Raw genomic sequence first — 18,523 nt, forward strand, 5'->3', positions numbered from 1 at the left:
ACCCTCCCCTGGAGGGGGAGGGTCGCCTCACGGGGCGCGAAGCGGCGCGTGAGGCGGGGTGGGGTGATCTTTCCTCTGGAGCCGGCGCGCGTGAAGACATCACCCCACCCCGCTCGCCCGCTTCGCGTGCGATCGACCCTCCCCCTCCAGGGGAGGGTGAGCCATCACATTCGCAGCCGCCTGTTCAGTTCGGCCGCAAGGCAATCACGATGACAAGATCTGCCGTCACGCGGCCGCAGCCTTCTTGGCGTGCACGCCGACGGCAGCCGCCGGCGTACCTCCGACCTCACGAATCATCCGGCTGATCGCCTCCTGCGGCATCGGCTTGCCGAACAGGAAGCCCTGTACGCTGCTGCAGCCTTCCTCGCGCAGGAAGGCGAGATGCTGTTCGGTCTCGACGCCTTCGGCGAGCACCGGGATGTTGAGGCTGCGCCCGAGCAGCAGGGTCGCCTTGACGATCGCCGCGGCGTGCACGCTGGTCTCGACCGACTGGATGAAGCTCTTGTCGACCTTGATCTTGTCGAATGGAAACACCTGCAGGGTCGACAGCGACGAATAGCCGGTGCCGAAATCGTCCATCGCCACGGTGACGCCGATCGCCTTCAAGGCCTGCATCACCTGCAGCGCATGCTGGCGGTCGGCGATGATACCGGTCTCGGTCAGCTCGATCTCCAGCCGCTCCGGCGCCAATCCAGTCTCGCGCAGCACCTCGGCGACGCGCTTCGGCAGGTCGTGGTTGAGCTGCATCGGCGCGACGTTGACGGCGACCCTGAACGGCTGGCTCCAGGTCGCGGCGGTGGCGCAGGCGGTGCGCAGCACCCAGTCGCCGATGTCGACGATCAGCCCGGTTTGTTCGGCCATCGGAATGAAATCGTTCGGCGGCACGCGGCCCTTCACCGGATGGTTCCACCGCAGCAGCGCCTCGAAGCCGACGATGCCGCCGCTCTGCGTGTCGTTCTGCACCTGGTAGTGCAGCTCGAACTCGTTGCGCACCAGCGCGCGCTTGAGGTCGATCGCGAGCTCGGCGCGGCGCCGGCTGGCCTCGTCCATCGACGGCTCATAGGTGCAGATCTTGCCCTGGCCGAGACTCTTGGCGCGGTACATCGCGAGGTCGGCGCGGGTAAGAAGCTCGTCCGAGGTCAGGCCGTGGTCGGGATGCAGCGCGATGCCGATGCTGCAGCCGACCGAGAGGCTGCGCTCCTCCCACTCGACGGGCGCCAGCACCAGCGCGCGCATCCGCTCGGCGAACTTCGCCGCCTCGGTGCGCGCGAAGATCTCGCTCTTGACGGCGACGAACTCGTCGCCGCCGATTCGCGCCAGGAACTCGCCGGGCTGCAGCGTCGATGCAATACGCTGTGCGATCACCGTCAGCACCGCATCGCCCGCGGCATGGCCGTGCGCGTCGTTGACGTCCTTGAAGCGGTCGAGGTCGATCGCGAGCACCGCCAGATGCGCGGTCTCGTCGCCCTCGGTGAGCAGCGGCGCGAGCCGCTGGCCGAGGCCGCTGCGGTTCGGCAGGCCGGTCAGCGGGTCCTGCAGCGCCAGCTGCCGATAGCCTTCGACCGCTTCCTGCGTCGCCTGCATGTCGATCATGTAGGCCGAGGCGGCCATCGCCATGATCAGGCCGATGCCGGTGACGACCGTGACCAGCATCAGGCTGTCCGACAGCGACTGCACCGGCGCGCTGCTGGCCGCCATTGGTGCCAGGGTCAACGCGAGCATGCCGGTGAAGTGCAGGCTCAGGATCGCAAGCACCATCGCGAGCGAGCTGCCATATTTGCAGAAGCGGGTGACCGGCCGCGCGATGCGGTTCGCCGCGACGGCACCGAACACCGTTGCAAGCGCGATCGAGAGCCAAACCATCGGCACGTTCCAGGTCAGCGCGCCGTCGAGCTTGAGCGCGCTCATGCCGCTGTAATGCATGGCGGCGATGCCGAAGCCGAACACCGCGCCGCCGGCCTCGATCAGCGGGCCGCGCTGGGTGCGTGTCGTGATGAAGAAGCCGAGCCACGCAAAGGCCACCGCCAGTCCGAGCGAGGCGAAGGTCATCGCCGGCTCGAACGAGCGGTATCCTGGCGTGTCGTAGCCGAGGACCGCGGCGAAGTGCGTGGTCCAGACCGTGCCACCGGCCACGAGTCCGGCCAGAAACAGCAGATGGAAGCGGCGGAGGCCGGCGTTGCGACGGACCCGCGCGAGCAGCCGCATGGACAGAATCGAGCCGAGCACGCAGACGAGCAGTGCGGCGGCGACGTAGCGCAGATCATGATCGGCGGGCAGGCAGGACAGGATCGTCAACATCGGCAATGTACCCTCGCTCAGCCGAGCTACGGTCCGCGGCGGGACCGGTTTTGGCACGCGCGATTCGCGGTTAGCGAAGCGTCAACGCGGGCAGCACCTCCGCCCGTGCCGATCCATGCAAGGGGTTTGGAATCCGACCATCGAGGCGCAAGGGCCGCCCCGCTGCAGGGAACTCGGGACATCGTGACGAAACTCCCAGTGCAGGCCGCAGGGCTCGCCGGCACACGGCCTTTTGCGATCCTCCGTGGCCGGAATGGGTTGCCGCTGCATGACGGAATTAATACGATCCGATGTCGTTCACATGAAATTTGGAGTGCCCGGATGCGTGCGCAGTCGCGAGCCCTGTCGAACCCGGTCGCCCTGTGGTGGGCGATGCTGACGCTCGTCAGCCTCGCCAACATCGTGTTCTGGTTCATCCTGTACCGGCAACTCAACGGCGGCAGCAGTTCGTCGGGTCAGGCGTCCCAGACCAGTTCGATGCTGGCGCTGTCGGCGGCCTATGTGTTCGGCTGCGCCTTCCGCTCGGTGCTGCCGCGCGCCGACGTGCAGCGCATCTGCCTGGTCGACAGCTGGCTGTCGAGCGTGTTCATCGGCCGCACCGTCGCGACCATCGCCGAGATCGCCTTCGCGGCGCAGTGGGCCATCATCCTCGCGCAGCTCGGCGCGATCGCCGATGCCGAGACCGCGGTCAACATGGCCCGCATCATCGTGCCGCTGATCGTCGTCGCCGAGATCTGTTCCTGGTACGCCGTCGTCACCCGGAATTTCCTCTACAACGCGATCGAGAACTCGCTGTGGGCGGTGGCCTTCCTGTTCGTCGGCATCGGCCTCGGCCGGCTGCTGCCGGAGTTCGACGGCCTGGTGCGCGGCCTTCTGATCGCGGGCCTCGTCGGCATCGCCTGCTATCTCGCCTTCCTGGTCGTGATCGACGTCCCGATGTATGTGAAGCGCTGGCGCATCGAGCGCGCCGCCGGCACGCCACTCCTGCATCCGCTCGCCGGTCTGCGCGACTCCGCCACGCGTTGGACCGTCACCCACGAGTTCGAGCACTGGAAGGAAGAGATCGCCTGGATGTCGCTGTATTTCAGCGCCGCCGTGTGGGGCTCGCTGGCGCTATGCGCGCTCTCGGCGATGAACGATCCCCTGCCGCGCGATCGCGCGCAGGCCACCGGTGCACCGCCGGCCATCGTCCAGCACGACGCCGATCGATCCTGACGCGACATCCCGCCGTGACGATCACGGCGGGATGCCTGCCGGCCGAGCGGCGTTGCCTCAGCCATGCATCGCGAAGTGATGCGCGTCGTCCATCTGGACGATGTGGCTGTAGTCGGCGTGCGGCGCGTCGTGCACGGCCACCGGCGCGTGGTCGAAATTCGGCGGTACGATGCCGGTGTTGCCGGCATGGCCATGGTCGCCGAAATTGTCGACGATGATCGGGTTGTGCGACGAGCCCTCGCCGTGCAACGGGCCGGGGAAGCCGGGGCCCTGACCGCCCTGGACGTTGTCGGCGGACTGATGGATCGCCTGCGCGATCGAGTCCCAGAACCCGCCATGGCTGCCGCCGTCCTGTCCCGCATGAGCGATCTGGATGCTGCCGTCGCTGCGCAGGCCGTCCCGGGCCAGCTTGAAGACGTCGCCGATCGCCGCGCCGAGATCGCCATGGCTGAGGTCGTTGACCAGCGAGCCCAGGTCGTGGCCGATCGCGTCGAGCTGCTGCCCCAGAGAGTGGCTCAACTCGCCGGCGGTCTGTGCCAGCCCGTTGAGACCCTCGCCGACGAAATGGCCGACGCCATCGACGATGCCGGTGCCGACCGCATCGGCGCCGTGGGCGATGCCGGAGATCGCCTCGCCGATCGGTCCGCCGATCAGGTGGCCCGCCGCCGACGCCGTGTCGGTGACCACGCCGATGGCGCCGTCGGCCACCGCCACGCCGGCGTCGAAGCCGCCCTTCACCACGGCGCCTGCAGCGTCGAGCGCGTCCATGCCGACCTCGCCGGCCGTTCCGACGATGGTGCCGGCCATGCCGAGCGCGCCGTGGCCGACTGCGCCGGCCGCCTCCAGCCCGGCCTCGCCGAGGCCGACCGCGGTGTGTGCGAGGTCGCCGGCGACGTCGAGGGCGCCATGCGCCACGTCGCCACCGACCTTGAGCCCGCCGTCGACGATGTCGCCGCCGATATGCTTGACGTCGTTGATGACGCCGTCGATGTCGCCATGCACCAGGTGGCCGACCCCGGACGCCACGTCGCCGGCGACGTTGATCCCGGTATGGAGGACGTCGCCGCCGACATGGACCACGGTCGACGCGACGTCGCCTACGGTGTGAAGCAGGCCGCCGCCGATCGCCTCGGCACCGTGCCCGATCGCGCCGAGTACGCCGCCCACGGTATGGATGGCCTCGCCGCCGAGCGCGCCGATGCCATGCACCACGCTGCCCACGGCATGGGCCGCATCGCCGGCGACGTGCTCGACCGTATCGACCACGGCGCCCGCCGCACCGCCGACCGCACCCGCCACATCCTTCGCGACGTCTTTCACGTCGTCCACGGCGGAACTGACGGCATCTCCGATATCATCCCAAAAGCTCATGACCTGCTCCTCTCGGTTGCGTCACCTCGCCTCGGGTGACGCGCCGTTTGTCGCAGATCGCGTCCCCGCGCTCCGTGCGCGACATCACGCAGGCTGAGACGTGGCACGGCTCCGGCGCGAAGCTTGTCCGCAAGCCGCGTCATCCACCTCTTCGGGGGCCGCGGGAAGGGACATGCGTGGATGCCGGCGCAGGCCGGGCAACTAATTAGCAGGCCCTGATCGCGTTCGTTCAGGGGGCATCGGTGATGCTCAGCGGCGGTTCAGGCGTGGCCGATCCAGCCATGCCAGGTCAGCGCTGTGAAGAATGGACGGGCATCGCGAAAGCCGCCGTCACGCAGGATGGCTTCATCCTCCCCTGGGCTCAGCATGTTGACGCTGGCATCGACGGTCGCGCGCATCGTCCTGGCCTGCTCGGGGTCTGTGCCGGACGCAACGGCATAGGCCGCATACCGATCCAGCCACAGCGACCTCTCGACTGGCTCGTTGGGCAGGCAGCTATGGGCCACCACGAAAGGCGCTCCAGGGTGGAGCCGGTCGTGCACGGCGCGGACTGTCCGCAACCGTTCCGATGCTGCCAGAAAATGCAGCGTCAGCAGGCATGTCGCCGCGTCAAACGGGCCGGCCGGCGCATCGTCGATGGTGCCCTCGATCAGTTCGACCCGGCTCGTCCGCGCGCCGAGCGTGCGTTCGGCGAGTCGCAGCATCTGCGGCGCCGGATCGACGCCGACGAAGGTCCACGATGGTTGCGCTTCCGCCAACGCGTTGAGCTCGAGCCCGCCGCCCGCGCCCAGCACGAGCACCCTCGCATGTTCGGGCGCCCGCTCGGCCAGCAGGACCGCCGTCATCCGGTGCAGCCCGTCGAGACCGGGCACGAAGCGACGTGGACCATCCGTGTAGCGCGCGACGAATTCGGGATCGGAAAACGCGCGGATGAACTGCTGAGCGCCGTCGGCAATGTCAGCCGGCATGACAAATGTCTCCTTTGCGAGGTCGCTTGCGTCGTTCGAGGCGGTCGTGGAAATCAGCGCTCAGCGCCGCCAGCGTGATGGCGCCGAGACGGGACAGCAGCAAGGTCTCGGCGGCCCGGATGGAGGTGTCGAGCGCCGCATTGACCGCCTGCTCGACGAGGCAGTCGGGAGTCTCGCTCCGATGGCCGATGGCGAACAGCGATGGACGCCCGAGTGAATCGTAGACGTCGCGCAGGGTGACGGTCGCCAGATCGCAGGCGAGCGTCCAGCCGCCGCCATGGCCTTTCTCGGAGCGCACATAGCCGCTGTCCCGGAGGCCCGCCATGATTCTGCGGATCACGACCGGATTGGTCTGCATCATCGCTGCGAGGGCCTCGGACGTGACCGGACCGTCGTGCTCCGCCATGTGGAGCAGGACGTGCAGGATGCCGGACAACTGGCTGTTGGGTCTCATGTAACTTTTAATATGACATGATATTCCAGCCGTCAACCGGCCGGCCCGGCCATGAAGGCTTGGGCGCCGACGCTGGCGCCTCTGCCCGTCGGGCGATTCGGTTGGTCGTGTCCCCGGAGGTGGTGTAGCTCGGTGGAGCAAAGCCGCCCGGACGCGCGCTCCCAAATAGCGCCGTAGCGGGCGGGCGGCTTTGCGGTGGTCACCGGCAGTTCTCCGGTAGGATCGGGTTGCGACACGCCAACGCAACCGAGGAACCACCGATGACCGAAGACATGATGAACCTGCGCACGCTGGTAGAGAAGACCCCGGACGCCGATCTGCTGCGCGAGATGATCGGCTTTGCGGCCCAGCGCCTGATGGAGCTGGAGGTCGAGAGCCAGACCGGGGCTGCCTATGGCGAGAAGAGCCCCGAACGTCTGGCCCAGCGCAATGGCTACCGCGACCGGATCTGGGAGACCCGCGCCGGTGCGGTGGAGCTGCGCATCCCAAAGCTGCGCAAGGGCTCCTATTTCCCCGGCTTCCTGGAGCCGCGGCGCATGGCCGAGAAGGCGCTCACCGCCGTGGTTCAGGAGGCTTACGTTCAGGGCGTCTCGACCCGTTCGGTCGACGATCTGGTGCAGGCGATGGGCATGACCGGCATCTCCAAGAGCCAGGTCAGTCGGTTGTGCGGCGAGATCGACGACAAAGTGAAGGCCTTCCTCGGCCGTCCAATCGAGGGTGACTGGCCCTATCTTTGGATCGACGCCACCTATGTGAAGGTGCGCCAGCAGGGGCGCATCGTCTCCGTCGCGGTGATCGTTGCAGTCGGCGTCAACAGCGACGGCCGGCGCGAGGTTCTCGGCATGGACATCGGGCCGTCCGAGGCCGAGACGTTCTGGACCGCCTTCCTGCGCAAGCTGGCCCGCCGCGGCTTGCGCGGCGTCAAGCTGGTGGTGTCCGACGCCCACGAGGGCATCAAGGCCACCGTGACCAAGGTGCTCAACGCCAGCTGGCAACGCTGCCGCGTCCACTTCATGCGGAACGTGCTGGCTCATGCCGGCAAGAGCGGACGGCGCGTGGTCTCCGCCTTCATCGCCACGGCCTTTGCCCAGGACGATGCCGAGGCCGCTCGCACCCAATGGCGCAAGGTCGCCGATCAGCTCCGTCCCAAGCTGCCCAAGCTTGCCGGCTTCCTCGACGAGGCCGAGACCGACGTGCTTGCCTACATGACGTTCCCGCCGCAGCATCGGACCAAGTTGCACTCCACCAATCCGATCGAACGCCTCAACGGCGAGATCAAACGGCGCACCGAGGTGGTCGGCATCTTCCCCAATGAGGACGCTATCGTCCGCCTCATCGGAGCTGTCCTGCTCGAACAGAACGATGAATGGGCGGTCCAACGCGCCCGCTACATGACGCTGGAAACCATCGCGCCATTGAGCGATGATCCGAACGTCAGCCTCACGGCTATCGCCAGCTGACAGGCCCGGCTCCAGCCGGCGAACGCGGTGGGCCGCCAGCTACACCACGCTTGGGGACACGATCATTCGGTTCTGCATCCCGCGTGCGGCGGGCGGGTCCATGCCTCGCAGCGATGAGAAACGCGCTGCGCGGAAAGACTGAATTTGCCCGCGCATTCAAGCTGATTTGGGCTGTCCAGTCCCATCAGTAAAAATATGCCGCTTCTCAATTTCGGAATTTCGTGATTTGTTCCGTCCGTCCCGCCTCATCGACGAGGGGCGCTGCGCGGTCGTCACGAAGCGTGGAGTGCGGGATGTGATGGGCGGGCCGGTTTGCAGCGTGATCATTCGCGCGGACGAACAACATCGGCTCGCACGGTCAAGTCGCGTGGTCCTGACCTCCCGATGCTGAGGTCAAGCCGGCTGTTGATGCCCCGCGCATCTCGCCGGTGATGGGGGCAACACAGCCCGGTCCCCAGGGAGATCGCGAAGCAGCCGTTAAAACTATCGCGCAGGGAGGGCCGGGTCGTCCGGCTGGACCTGTGGTACCTGCCGCCTGCATTTTTTTCGCAGGCGGGCCACGGGCCTCAGTCGAGGTCCGGCCTTCCCTGCACCCTCGCTTCGGAAGAGGGTGAGATCGATGCATCACTCGGACGCCAAGAGCGTCGCGAGGACAATGACGCGCGTCCCCAAATGCAGTTTGAGATTGCTGACCACGACGGCACCACAAACGCGATGCTCACCCTCCCCTGGAGGGGGAGGGTCGCCTCACGAGGAGCGAAGCGAAACGTGAGGCGGGGTGGGGTGATGTCTCCGCGCGCAAAAGCATGCGTGGAGAGATCATCCCACCCCGCTCGCCCGCTTCGCGTGCGATCGACCCTCCCCCTCCAGGGGAGGGTGGCACCCGAGCGCGCGGCTAGCGTCCGGCGGCCCTCGGTATCTCGCCAAAAAAAGCGGCGCTCGATGGACGGCTTGCTATTTGAATCCTGCGAACCGGCTGTCGAACGAGTTCGACTGCAGCACTGGCACGGCGCCGGAGACCAGCGCGGTCTGGGTCTGCGCGGGGGCCGAGGCCGTGGTGGCGGGCGCGTCGCCGGCGGCGGGCTTGAACGGCGGCCGCGCGGCGGCCTGCCGGGTCTCGGCGGGCTTCGCCGCGACCGGCTTGGGCGCAGGCTTGATCTCGGCGGGCTTGATCTCCGAGGGCCTGGCGTCCGCGGTCTTGCTCTCGGGCTTCGCGGTCGCAGCCTTGGTGTCGGCCGCGGCATTGCCGCCGATCCCGACCTTGCGGGCGAGGCTCGACATGAAGCTCGGCTTCTCCGGCGCACTGACGGCCGCCACCCGGGTGGAGGGCGCCGCTGCGGGAGCCGGAGCCGCACTGGCCGGCATCGCGGCGACCTCGTCGGCGCCGGGTGCGCGCGGCGGGTTGACGTGACCGGGGATCGTGCCTGGCGCGGCCTGGAAGTTGGCGAGCGACAGGCCCGGCGCTTCGCCGGCATCGGACAGGCCGGTGGAGGCGCCCGGCACGCGGCTGGCGAAGATGGGATTCATGCCGCCATCGATGCCGGTGTTGAGCTTGGCGACCGGCGTGCCCTTGGCGACGAGCTTGGCATATTCCGCCTCGTCCGCCTGCTGCTTGTCGCGCACGGCGGCGGTGATCTCGTCGGGCACGACGTAGGCCGGGCACTTGGCGGAGGCGTCGAACACCGGATCATGCGTCGCGCCCGGCGGCTTCTGGGCGTCGAAGACGTACTTCTTCTCGCAGAAGTCGACCTTCGGCTCCTGCCGGGTGACCTCGAAATGGTCGTAGCCTTCCTTGATCATGCGCCAGAACGGCATGTTCGGATTGTTGCGGTGCCTGGCCATGTTCACCGGCGTCATCCGGAACGGATAGGCCTGGAACTGGAAGGCGCGCTGGCCGCCGAAGAAGGACTCGCGCCCGAGCGCATAGATCTCGGCGATCTGCTCGTCGGTCATCGCGAAGCAGCCGCGCGAGGAGCAGTCGCCATGCACCATCAGCTGCGAGCCGGTGCGGCCGAGCGCCTTGTCGAACGCGTTCGGATAGCCGGTGTTGAAGGACAGATAGTAGGCCGATTGCGGGTTCATCTGGCTCGGATTGATCGAGTAGAAGCCCTCCGGCGCCTGGCGGTCGCCCTCGCGCACCTTCGGTCCGAGATCGCCGGACCAGCGGCAGATCGGATAGGTCTTGAGCAGCGCGAACTTGCCCGAGCGGTCCTGCTTCCAGACCTCGAGCTCGGCTTCCTGCTTGAACACGCGGACCAGGATCGGCGACTGCAGATCCATGTCCTTCTCGCCCATCGTCGCGACGAGCTTCGGCGGCACCGGCTGGTTGGCCTTGGCGTTGGTGGCGAGCGCGACCTGATCGCTGTTGCAACCCGTCAGCAGCGCGCCGGCGGCCAACACCGCCGAGGTCATCAGAACCCGGACGAAAGCGCGGTTGATCAAAGCAAAGCTCCCCGCAAACCCGGCATGCCGCAACACCCCAGTCTCATCTCACGCGATCGGCCCGAAAGCTGGATAAATCACGGGTCGACCCTGCGTCATGCCGTCAAACCATTGATTAAAATTGTAGCCTTTGACCCCAAGCCTCGCAACCCGCGCTCCGGCGATGCCGAAAGGCCCCGGCCGCCTTGGTCAACAACTCCTAAACAGCAGACCCCGCCGGCGGGGCCGAAATGCGGCCAAACGGCTGGAAAGACTCACAAAACCGCGAGCGCCGGGAGCTCGGCTCCGGCCCGGTCAGCCGAGCTTGCGGCCGATGTCCATGAACTTCTGCCGGCGCTGCTTGCGGATCGCGTCGGCGTCGAGGCCCTTCAGCTCGTCGAACGCCTGGGCGATCGCCTCGCCGGTGGCGGCGATCATCGCCGCCGGGTCGCGGTGGGCGCCGCCGACCGGCTCCTTGATGACCGTGTCGACCACGTGGAAGCGGAGCATGTCCTGGGCGGTGATCTTCATGTTGTTGGCGGCTTCCTGCGCCTTGGTGCCGTCGCGCCACAGGATCGAGGAGGCGGCTTCCGGCGAGATCACGCTGTAGATCGCGTGCTCCAGCATCAGCACCCGGTTGGCGGTGGTCAGGGCGATGGCGCCACCCGACCCGCCCTCGCCAGTGATGATCGCGACATTCGGCACGCCGAGCGACAGGCAGGCGTCGGTGGAGCGGGCGATGGCCTCGGCCTGGCCGCGCTCCTCGGCGCCGAGGCCGGGATAGGCGCCGGCGGAATCGACCAGCGACAGCACCGGGATGCCGAACCGCTCGGCCATCTCCATCAGCCGGACCGCCTTGCGGTAGCCCTCGGGGCGGGCCATGCCGAAATTGTGCTTCAGTCGGGATTCGGTGGTGGCGCCCTTTTCCTGGCCCATCACGCAGATCGGCTCGCCGCGGAAGCGGCCGAAGCCGCCGAGCAAGGCGGCGTCCTCGCCGAACTTGCGGTCACCGGCCAGCGGCGTGAACTCGGTGATCAGCCCGCTGACGAAATCGGTGAAATGCGGCCGCTGCGGGTGGCGCGCGACCATCGTCTTCTGCCAGGGCGTCAGATTGGCGTAGAGCTCGGCCAGCGCCTGGCCGGCCTTCTCCTCGATCCGGCTGACCTCCTCGCCGATGTCGGTGCCGGAGGCGGCCATCGCCCGGAGTTCATCGACCTTGGAATCGAGCTCGGCAACGGGCTTTTCGAAATCGAGGTAGCTGCGCATGGGATCCGGCATGGAAGAGCTGAAGGAAGAGCGCTGGGAGACGAAATCGGTTCGGCCTTCGGACCTGAAGCCGAAGGACTTCAGGAGCTTAGGGTACGATCGGTGCCCAGCCTCCAGGCATCGCGCCGGGATCGCGGGCAGGATGGCGCTCTTTCGGGGCAGACGGGCGCGAAGTCAAGCCGGCCGGGCGTCACGCCGGCGGATTTGGTTTCGGGAAGGTGTGAAGCGAGGTCAGGTCTCGGCCAGCGGGTGCAGGTCGCGCACCAGGCTCTTGAGCCGCTCCTCGACCACGTGGGTGTAGATCTGGGTGGTCGAGATGTCGGTGTGGCCGAGCAGGGTCTGGACGATGCGCAGGTCGGCGCCGTTGTGCAGCAGATGGCTGGCGAAGGCGTGGCGCAGCACGTGCGGCGACACCAGCCGGGCCGGCAGGCCGCTCGCCACCGCGAGCTCCTTGAGGTCGCGGGCGAAGTGCTGGCGGGTGAGGTGGCCGCTCTCGCCGAACGACGGAAACAGCCATTTGCCGAAGGTGGCGCTGGCCTTCTTCTCCGGCTTCTGCCTGTCCAGCATCGCCAGATAGTCCGCCATCGCCTGGCGCGAGGCCTGGTTCAGCGGCACCAGCCGCTCCTTGTTGCCCTTGCCGCGCACCACGATCATGCGGGCGTCGTTGCGCGCCGCGCTGCGCGGCAGCGCCACCAGCTCGGAGACGCGCAGGCCGGTGGCGTAGAGCACCTCGAGCAGGCAATACAGGCGAAGCGCGCGCAGCCGCTGCGCCGGCGAAGCGTCCGCGCCCTCGCTCAGCTCCTTGGCGCGGGTCAGCATCCGGTCGACATCGCCGATCGACAGCACCTTGGGCAGCGGCCGGCCGCGTTTCGGGCCCGACAGGATGGCAGCGGGATCGTCGCTGCGGATGCGCTCGCTCAGCAGGAAGCGAAACAGGTGCCGCATCGCCGACAGCCGCCGCGCCACGCTGGAGGATTTGAAACCCCTGGTGTCGAGATCGGCGAGATAGTCGCGCAATGCCTGGGTGTCGGCCGTGGCGAAGCCGTTGGCCTTGCCGCCGAGAAATTCGGAGAGATCGGTGAGGTCGCGGCGATAGGCGTCCAGCGTGTTCTGACCGGCGCCCTGCTCGGCGGCCATCATGTCGAGGAACAGGCTCATCAGCCCGGCGTCGGAGGCCTTGACCTTCATGTCGTGAAATCCGCTGCGTCCGAGGCGATCGAATCACTACGAGGTATTCGTGCCGGCACGGCGAGCGGTGACTGCAAATCTGGCCGATATCGCGGCGCCCGGCCGCCTCAGACAACCGCAAAATTCTTAATCAATGCCCTGTGGCTTTTCGGTTCGTCGCAGCGGCGCCGCTCATCTCTTCTGGAACCTGTCGGGCGGGATCGTCACCGTCATCTCGCGCGGCTTCGGATTGACGAAATTCGCCAGCGCGTAGATCGCGCCATAGACCACGCCGACGATGACGGCGATGACGGTCAGGAAGCGGAACAGGCTGGGCATGTCGGTCGCGCAGGCCACCAGAAAGGGAACGGTTTCATCCAACATGTTCGCATCGGCCTTGCAAGCCCGTCGGGCAGACCGGGCAGCTCGCCTTGGCTCGGGGGGACGGAACAGGATGCCTTTGAAAGCAGCAGGGGCTGGGTTAGAAGCCTGGAGATGACCGACACGACGCAACCCGCACCCAGCCCAGCCGCTCCGGAGGCCGCGATTCTCGCAGGCCTCGGCAAGCGGCTGATCGTGCTGGTCGGCATGATGGGTGTCGGCAAGTCGACCGTTGGCCGGCGGCTCGCGGCGCGGTTGCGGCTGCCCTTCGTCGATGCGGACACCGAGATCGAGACCGCGGCCGGCATGACCATACCGGAAATCTTCGAGTCGCGCGGCGAGGACTATTTCCGCAACGGCGAGGCCAGGGTGATCGCCCGTCTGCTCGAAAATGGTCCGGCGGTGCTGGCAACCGGTGGCGGTGCCTTCATGCGCGAGGAGACGCGGCGGCGCATCCAGGAGAAGGCGGTCTCGGTGTGGCTCAAGGCCGATGCCGACGTGATCATGCGCCGCGTCCGGCGGCGGGCCGACCGGCCGCTGCTGCAGACCGCCGATCCGGAAGGCACGGTCGCTCGCCTGCTCGTCGAGCGCGAGCCGGTCTACCAGCTTGCCGATCTCACGATCTGCTCGCGCGATGTGCCGCATGATCGCGTTGTCGAGGACTGCATGGAGGCGCTGCAGGCGTTCTTCTCGCCACCGGAGACCGAGGCGGGGCCGGCCGGACCACAACCCGATCCAGTTCAACCCGATCCTCCGCAGGCGATGGGCGCGCTCCGATGACAGCACCACTGAAGCATTCCGATCCGATCATCGTCGACGTCGCGCTCGGCGAGCGCGCCTATGACATCGTCATCGGCCGCGGCGTGCTGGCTTCGCTCGGCCAGCGGATCGCCGCGCTGCGGCCCGGCGTGCGCACCGCCATCGTGACCGACCGCACCGTGGCCGCGCATTGGCTGAAGCCGGCCGAGGCGATCCTGGCGGAGGCGGGCATCCCGGCGTCCACGATCGTGGTCGAGGAGGGCGAGGGCTCCAAGACCTATGCCGGCCTGGAGAAGGTCAGCGAGGCGCTGATCGCTGCCAGGATCGAGCGCAACGATCTCGTCATCGCGCTCGGCGGCGGGGTGGTCGGCGATCTCGCCGGCTTCGCGGCCGCCATCCTGCGCCGCGGCGTCGATTTCGTGCAGGTGCCGACCTCGCTGCTGGCGCAGGTCGATTCCTCCGTCGGCGGCAAGACCGGCATCAATTCGCCCCAGGGCAAGAACCTGCTCGGCGCCTTCCACCAGCCGGTGCTGGTGATCGCCGACACCGCCGTGCTCGACACCCTGTCACCGCGCCAGTTCCGCGCCGGCTACGCCGAGGTCGCCAAATACGGCCTGCTCGGCGATGCCAGCTTCTTCGCCTGGCTCGAGGCCAACCATGCCGACATCGTCAAGGGCGGTGCGGCGCGTGAGCACGCGGTCGCGACCTCCTGTCGCGCCAAGGCGGCGATCGTCGCCCGCGACGAGCGCGAGACCGGCGACCGGGCGCTGCTCAATCTCGGCCACACCTTCGGCCATGCGCTGGAGGCCGTGACCGGCTTCTCCGATCGGCTGTTCCACGGCGAGGGCGTCGCGGTCGGCATGGTGCTGGCGGCGCAGTTCTCGGCCGAACTCGGCGTGCTGCCGCCCGACGACGTCGTCAGGATCGAGCGTCACCTTGCCGCGGTCGGTCTGCCGACCCATCTGCAGGACATCGCCGGCTTCGCCCAGGAGGGGATCGGCGACGCCGATCGGCTTTTGGCCTTGATGGCGCAGGACAAGAAGGTCAAGCGCGGCAAGCTCACCTTCATCCTGATGGAGGCCATCGGCCGCGCCGTCATCGCGAAGGACGTCGATCCGGCGCGCGTCCGCGACTTTCTCCAGGCCAAATTGCGCAGCAGAAGCTGATCCCGGGCTTTACGCCGTATTGAGCAGTGCCAACGGATCATCGGCGGCCTCCCTACAGAGCGACATCGGCGTCATGGACTGGTTCACACTCTCCGTCGTCATCCTCCTCCTCGCCGCCTCGGCCTTCTTTGCGCTGAGCGAGACCGCGCTGACCGGTGCCTCCCGCGCCTCGATGCTGCGGCTGTCGAAGCAGGGCAATCGCGATGCCGATGTGGTGTCGAGCCTGTTCGACATGCGCGAACGGCTGATCGGGGCCCTGCTGCTCGGCAACAACATCGCCAATATCGGCGCCTCCGCGCTGGCGACCGGTATTTTTACCGCCTGGTTCGGTGAGGTCGGCGTGCTCTACGCGACCGGCGTGATGACCGCGCTGGTCGTGATCTTTGCCGAGGTGCTGCCGAAGACGATCGCGATCAATGCGCCGGATCGCGTCTCGCTCGCGGTCGCCAGGCCGATGCGCGCGACTGTGTTCGTGCTCGGTCCGGTGCTTGCCGTGATCGAGGCGATCGTGCGCGGGCTGATGCGGCTGATCGGCTTCAAGGTCGGGGCCAATCAGCCGATCCTGTCGCCGACCGAACGCCTGCGCGGTGCCGTCGATCTGTTGCATCATGAAGGCAAGGTCGAGAAGCAGGACCGCGACATGCTCGGCGGCCTACTCGATCTGCGCGAATTGCAGGTGTCCGACGTGATGGTCCACCGCACCGAAATGGTGATGGTGAATGCGGACCTGCCGCAGGAGGAACTGGTGCGCGAGGTGCTCGCCACCGAGTACACACGCATCCCGCTGTGGCGCGGCACGCCAGAGAACATCATCGGCGTGCTGCATGCGAAGGACCTGCTGCGTGCGATTCGCGCCGCCGAGGGCGATGTGTCGCACATCGACGTTGCTTCACTGGCGCTCCCGCCGTGGTTCGTACCGGAGATGCGGTCCGTATCGGAACAGCTGAAGGCGTTCCGCCGGCGCAAGACGCATTTCGCGCTCGTGGTCGACGAGTATGGCGAGGTCGAAGGCATCGTCACGCTGGAGGATATTCTGGAGGAGATCGTCGGCGACATCTCCGACGAGCAAGATGTGCAGGTCGCGGGGGTGCGCGTGCAGCCGGACGGGTCCGTCGTCGTCGATGGCTCAGTGCCGATCCGCGATCTCAATCGCGCGATGGACTGGACGCTGCCCGATGAGGAAGCAACGACAGTTGCCGGTCTCGTCATTCACGAGGCGCGTTCGATCCCCGAGCGCGGCCAGAGCTTCACGTTCCACGGCTTCCGCTTTCGCGTGCTGCGCCGGGAGCGCAATCGCATCACCGCGCTGCGTATCGTACCGGTGCCGCGCGGCGAAACCGAGGAGGCGCGGCCGCGCCGTGCGGGCACGGCGTTCTAATTGGGGATCAAGCCTCGCCCGGCGCCTTCGCATGCAGCGCGAGCGCGTGCACCGAGCCGGCAAGTTCCGCTGCCAATGCGGCGTTGATCAGGCGGTGGCGATCGACACGGCTCTTGCCGGCGAAGGCCTGCGACACAATATACACGCGGAAATGGGTCTCACCGCTCGGCTGATGGCCCACATGGCCTTCATGCAGATGTGATTCGTCTTGAACATCGAGGCTTTCGGGCGAGAAAGCTTCGCGCAACTTATCGATGATAGCATCTCGGGTCCGCATGGTCTCTGGAAATACGCATCAAATTATTTTTCGTCAATCGGCGGTCCCCGCCTGAGGTATTCGCAATGTCAAGACTTGAAGCTTTTCGCGTTGCGTAGTCAAAGTCCGCCATGCCGATCGATTCAAACAAATTCTTCGACTCCATCCGCATCAAGCCCAAGAAACAGGCTGCGCGGCAGCCGGTGGTGCGCGAGGAGGCCCAGCCCTGTCAGTGGCCGGACTGCAAGAACAAGGGCTCGCATCGCGCGCCCAAGGGACGCGAGAACGCGCGCGAGTATTGGCACTTCTGTCTCGATCACGTGCGCGAGTACAACCAGTCCTACAATTTCTTCTCGGGGATGAACGCCGAAGCGGTCGCGCGCTATCAGAAGGATGCGCTGACCGGACACCGCCCGACCTGGAAGATGGGTGCCAACACGTCGGCCAAGCGCGGCACCGGCAGCGCCGAGGGCGATCTCGGCGATGCCGCCGATCCGTTCAGCGTATTCGCCGAGATCAACGGCCGCGGCAGTTGGCGTCCGGATCCCCGCTCGGCTCCCAAGGCCGAGACGCGCAAGGTCTTCAACGCCGAGCGCAAGGCGCTGCAGGTGATGGGCCTCGGTCCCGACGCGACGCTCGAGGATGTCAAGGTCAAGTACAAGGCGCTGGTGAAGCAGCACCATCCCGATGCCAATGGCGGCGACCGCTCCACCGAGGATCGCCTGATCGAGATCATCAAGGCCTACAACTACCTGAAGACGGTGGTGAAGGGCTGACGCGCGGCAGCGCGCGAGGCTGCCGCACGTCGCGTTGAAGGTATCAGGGCTTCGGCCCGATATAGGCCGAGCTCGGCCGGATCAACCGCCCGGTGCGCTGTTGCTCGCGGGCATGCGCCGTCCAGCCGGCGGCACGCGCCACCGCGAAGATCGGCGTGAACGCCTGGCGCGGAATCTTCAGCGCATCGAGCAGGATGGCGGTGAAGAACTCGACATTGGTGTCGAGCACGCGCTCCGGATTCTTCCGCCGCAGCGCTTGGCGAATGTAAGCCTCTACCTCGCTCGCAAAAGGCAGATCAGCCCCGCTGCCCGCCAGCCGCTCGATCGCGCTCTTGAGCACGTCGGCGCGCGGATCGCGCACGCGATAGATCCGATGCCCGAACCCCATCAGCCGCTCGCCACGGCCGAGCGCCGCGTCGACCCACGGCCTGATGTTGTCGCGCGTGCCGATCGCGTTGAGCATTTCCAGCACCGGCTCCGGCGCGCCGCCATGCAGCGGGCCGGTGAGCGCGCAATAGCCGGCGGTGACTGACGCGAACAGGTCGGCCTGGGTCGAGGCGACGACGCGCGCGGCGAAGGTCGAGGCGTTCATGCCGTGATCGCTGACGGTGACGAGATACGTGTCCAGCGCCGCCACCTCGCCGCTCTCGGGCGTGTCGCCGCGGACCATCCGCAACGTGTCTGCGGCGTGACCGGCGTCTGGATCGGGCGCGATCGGCCTCGCTCCCTGCGCGCGCTGGACCAGGGCGCCGGCAATCACCGGGCAGGCGCCGACGATCGTGGCTTCGTCGTCGAGCCCGGGTTCGGACCGCAGTGCCGCGACGGCGGCGCGGAAGCCGTCGATGATCGACAGGCCGGAGGTCGCGGCGAGCAGCTCGGGCAGCCGGGCAAAGGCACGCTCGCGGGCACGGCCAAGGCTGGCGCGGACCTCGGCCTCGCCGACGGTGCGCTTCGTCGCCGCGCTCCATAGCCGGGCGGTCACGCCCTCGAAGCCGCTGGCGGCGGCGAGATCGGCCACGTGCGCTCCGGCGATGATGAGCTCCCCCTGCTGGCCGTCGACGTGGCTGAGCACGGTCTCGGCGGCGGCGATGCCGTCGAGGCCGATCGGGGTCTTGCCGAGCTGGATGGTCATGGCGAGGGTCTCCTTCGAGAATGATCACGCTGACAAGATCCGCCCAGTCGACAAC

Annotated in this window: 16 protein-coding genes; 6 read left to right on the forward strand and 10 right to left on the reverse strand. The window is 67.4% G+C overall.

The annotated features are described in order from the left end of the window. Nucleotides 1–225: 225 nt before the first annotated feature. Entirely contained in the window at nucleotides 226–2,298 is a 2,073-nt protein-coding gene (locus QW887_RS27175) for a putative bifunctional diguanylate cyclase/phosphodiesterase (RefSeq protein ID WP_316195433.1), read from the reverse strand. 321 nt (nucleotides 2,299–2,619) lie between these two features. Here QW887_RS27175 and QW887_RS27180 point away from each other — a divergent pair, with 321 nt between their 5' ends. Continuing rightward, nucleotides 2,620–3,513: a hypothetical protein gene (locus QW887_RS27180; RefSeq protein WP_315715215.1), complete on the forward strand. Its 894-nt coding sequence runs from the start codon at nucleotides 2,620–2,622 to the stop codon at nucleotides 3,511–3,513. A gap of 57 nt (nucleotides 3,514–3,570) precedes the next feature. On the opposite strand, the gene QW887_RS27185 is transcribed toward QW887_RS27180, so the two are convergent. From QW887_RS27185 to QW887_RS27195, 3 genes are all read right to left on the reverse strand, one after another. Beyond that, nucleotides 3,571–4,884, reverse strand: coding sequence for a hypothetical protein (locus tag QW887_RS27185; RefSeq protein WP_316195435.1), 1,314 nt, complete (start codon nucleotides 4,882–4,884; stop codon nucleotides 3,571–3,573). A 260-nt stretch (nucleotides 4,885–5,144) separates the two neighbouring features. Then, nucleotides 5,145–5,852, reverse strand: a complete 708-nt coding sequence (locus QW887_RS27190) for a class I SAM-dependent methyltransferase (RefSeq protein ID WP_315715217.1) — start codon at nucleotides 5,850–5,852, stop codon at nucleotides 5,145–5,147. Beyond that, complete coding sequence (locus tag QW887_RS27195) at nucleotides 5,842–6,306, reverse strand: Rrf2 family transcriptional regulator (protein ID WP_315735202.1); 465 nt, start codon at nucleotides 6,304–6,306, stop codon at nucleotides 5,842–5,844. Before QW887_RS27195 ends, QW887_RS27190 begins: the two co-directional genes overlap by 11 nt. A gap of 260 nt (nucleotides 6,307–6,566) precedes the next feature. Between QW887_RS27195 and QW887_RS27200 the strand changes: the two genes are divergently transcribed. Then, nucleotides 6,567–7,766, forward strand: a complete 1,200-nt coding sequence (locus tag QW887_RS27200; protein ID WP_315714240.1) for an IS256 family transposase — start codon at nucleotides 6,567–6,569, stop codon at nucleotides 7,764–7,766. A 954-nt stretch (nucleotides 7,767–8,720) separates the two neighbouring features. Here QW887_RS27200 and QW887_RS27205 read toward each other — a convergent pair. From QW887_RS27205 to QW887_RS27220, 4 genes are all read right to left on the reverse strand, one after another. Then, complete coding sequence (locus tag QW887_RS27205) at nucleotides 8,721–10,208, reverse strand: L,D-transpeptidase family protein (RefSeq protein WP_316195438.1); 1,488 nt, start codon at nucleotides 10,206–10,208, stop codon at nucleotides 8,721–8,723. A 294-nt stretch (nucleotides 10,209–10,502) separates the two neighbouring features. After that, complete coding sequence (locus tag QW887_RS27210; protein WP_316166246.1) at nucleotides 10,503–11,465, reverse strand: acetyl-CoA carboxylase carboxyltransferase subunit alpha; 963 nt, start codon at nucleotides 11,463–11,465, stop codon at nucleotides 10,503–10,505. Nucleotides 11,466–11,684: 219 nt separating this feature from the next. Next, nucleotides 11,685–12,641 carry a site-specific tyrosine recombinase XerD gene (xerD, locus tag QW887_RS27215; RefSeq protein ID WP_316195439.1) on the reverse strand — a complete coding sequence of 319 codons (957 nt, stop codon included), beginning with the start codon at nucleotides 12,639–12,641 and terminating at the stop codon, nucleotides 11,685–11,687. A 171-nt stretch (nucleotides 12,642–12,812) separates the two neighbouring features. Next, nucleotides 12,813–12,959 (reverse strand): histidine kinase, encoded by a 147-nt coding sequence (locus QW887_RS27220; protein WP_315715424.1) that lies wholly within the window; start codon nucleotides 12,957–12,959, stop codon nucleotides 12,813–12,815. Nucleotides 12,960–13,115: 156 nt separating this feature from the next. Between QW887_RS27220 and QW887_RS27225 the strand changes: the two genes are divergently transcribed. From QW887_RS27225 to QW887_RS27235, 3 genes are all read left to right on the forward strand, one after another. Further along, the gene (locus tag QW887_RS27225) at nucleotides 13,116–13,781 is read left to right on the forward strand and encodes a shikimate kinase (protein ID WP_315715223.1); all 666 of its coding nucleotides are present in this window, start codon (nucleotides 13,116–13,118) and stop codon (nucleotides 13,779–13,781) included. Beyond that, entirely contained in the window at nucleotides 13,778–14,926 is a 1,149-nt protein-coding gene (aroB, locus tag QW887_RS27230; protein ID WP_316195441.1) for a 3-dehydroquinate synthase, read from the forward strand. The genes QW887_RS27225 and aroB overlap by 4 nt, the downstream gene beginning before the upstream one ends. 73 nt (nucleotides 14,927–14,999) lie before the next feature. Further along, nucleotides 15,000–16,304: an HlyC/CorC family transporter gene (locus QW887_RS27235; RefSeq protein WP_316195443.1), complete on the forward strand. Its 1,305-nt coding sequence runs from the start codon at nucleotides 15,000–15,002 to the stop codon at nucleotides 16,302–16,304. Between the two features lie 7 nt (nucleotides 16,305–16,311). On the opposite strand, the gene QW887_RS27240 is transcribed toward QW887_RS27235, so the two are convergent. After that, on the reverse strand, nucleotides 16,312–16,581 hold the full coding sequence (locus tag QW887_RS27240) for a BolA family protein (protein WP_316166243.1): 270 nt from the start codon (nucleotides 16,579–16,581) through the stop codon (nucleotides 16,312–16,314). 110 nt (nucleotides 16,582–16,691) lie between these two features. Between QW887_RS27240 and QW887_RS27245 the strand changes: the two genes are divergently transcribed. Next, complete coding sequence (locus QW887_RS27245) at nucleotides 16,692–17,336, forward strand: J domain-containing protein (RefSeq protein ID WP_315715227.1); 645 nt, start codon at nucleotides 16,692–16,694, stop codon at nucleotides 17,334–17,336. 43 nt (nucleotides 17,337–17,379) lie between these two features. Here QW887_RS27245 and QW887_RS27250 read toward each other — a convergent pair whose 3' ends face one another. Beyond that, on the reverse strand, nucleotides 17,380–18,468 hold the full coding sequence (locus QW887_RS27250; protein ID WP_316195445.1) for a citrate synthase/methylcitrate synthase: 1,089 nt from the start codon (nucleotides 18,466–18,468) through the stop codon (nucleotides 17,380–17,382). Nucleotides 18,469–18,523: the final 55 nt, after the last annotated feature.

Source organism: Bradyrhizobium sp. SZCCHNRI3052, assembly GCF_032484895.1.
Taxonomy (GTDB): Bacteria; Pseudomonadota; Alphaproteobacteria; order Rhizobiales; family Xanthobacteraceae; genus Bradyrhizobium.

Excerpts from the sequence above, each read along its gene's own strand:
- QW887_RS27175 (WP_316195433.1), bottom strand. The coding sequence starts at position 2,298 with ATGTTGACGATCCTGTCCTGCCTGCCCGCCGATCATGATCTGCGCTAC.
- QW887_RS27240 (WP_316166243.1), bottom strand. The coding sequence starts at position 16,581 with ATGCGGACCCGAGATGCTATCATCGATAAGTTGCGCGAAGCTTTCTCG.
- QW887_RS27245 (WP_315715227.1), top strand. The coding sequence starts at position 16,692 with ATGCCGATCGATTCAAACAAATTCTTCGACTCCATCCGCATCAAGCCC.
- QW887_RS27180 (WP_315715215.1), top strand. The coding sequence starts at position 2,620 with ATGCGTGCGCAGTCGCGAGCCCTGTCGAACCCGGTCGCCCTGTGGTGG.
- QW887_RS27235 (WP_316195443.1), top strand. The coding sequence starts at position 15,000 with ATGGACTGGTTCACACTCTCCGTCGTCATCCTCCTCCTCGCCGCCTCG.
- QW887_RS27185 (WP_316195435.1), bottom strand. The coding sequence starts at position 4,884 with ATGAGCTTTTGGGATGATATCGGAGATGCCGTCAGTTCCGCCGTGGAC.
- QW887_RS27190 (WP_315715217.1), bottom strand. The coding sequence starts at position 5,852 with ATGCCGGCTGACATTGCCGACGGCGCTCAGCAGTTCATCCGCGCGTTT.
- QW887_RS27210 (WP_316166246.1), bottom strand. The coding sequence starts at position 11,465 with ATGCCGGATCCCATGCGCAGCTACCTCGATTTCGAAAAGCCCGTTGCC.
- aroB (WP_316195441.1), top strand. The coding sequence starts at position 13,778 with ATGACAGCACCACTGAAGCATTCCGATCCGATCATCGTCGACGTCGCG.
- QW887_RS27225 (WP_315715223.1), top strand. The coding sequence starts at position 13,116 with ATGACCGACACGACGCAACCCGCACCCAGCCCAGCCGCTCCGGAGGCC.
- xerD (WP_316195439.1), bottom strand. The coding sequence starts at position 12,641 with ATGAAGGTCAAGGCCTCCGACGCCGGGCTGATGAGCCTGTTCCTCGAC.
- QW887_RS27195 (WP_315735202.1), bottom strand. The coding sequence starts at position 6,306 with ATGAGACCCAACAGCCAGTTGTCCGGCATCCTGCACGTCCTGCTCCAC.
- QW887_RS27220 (WP_315715424.1), bottom strand. The coding sequence starts at position 12,959 with ATGCCCAGCCTGTTCCGCTTCCTGACCGTCATCGCCGTCATCGTCGGC.
- QW887_RS27200 (WP_315714240.1), top strand. The coding sequence starts at position 6,567 with ATGACCGAAGACATGATGAACCTGCGCACGCTGGTAGAGAAGACCCCG.
- QW887_RS27250 (WP_316195445.1), bottom strand. The coding sequence starts at position 18,468 with ATGACCATCCAGCTCGGCAAGACCCCGATCGGCCTCGACGGCATCGCC.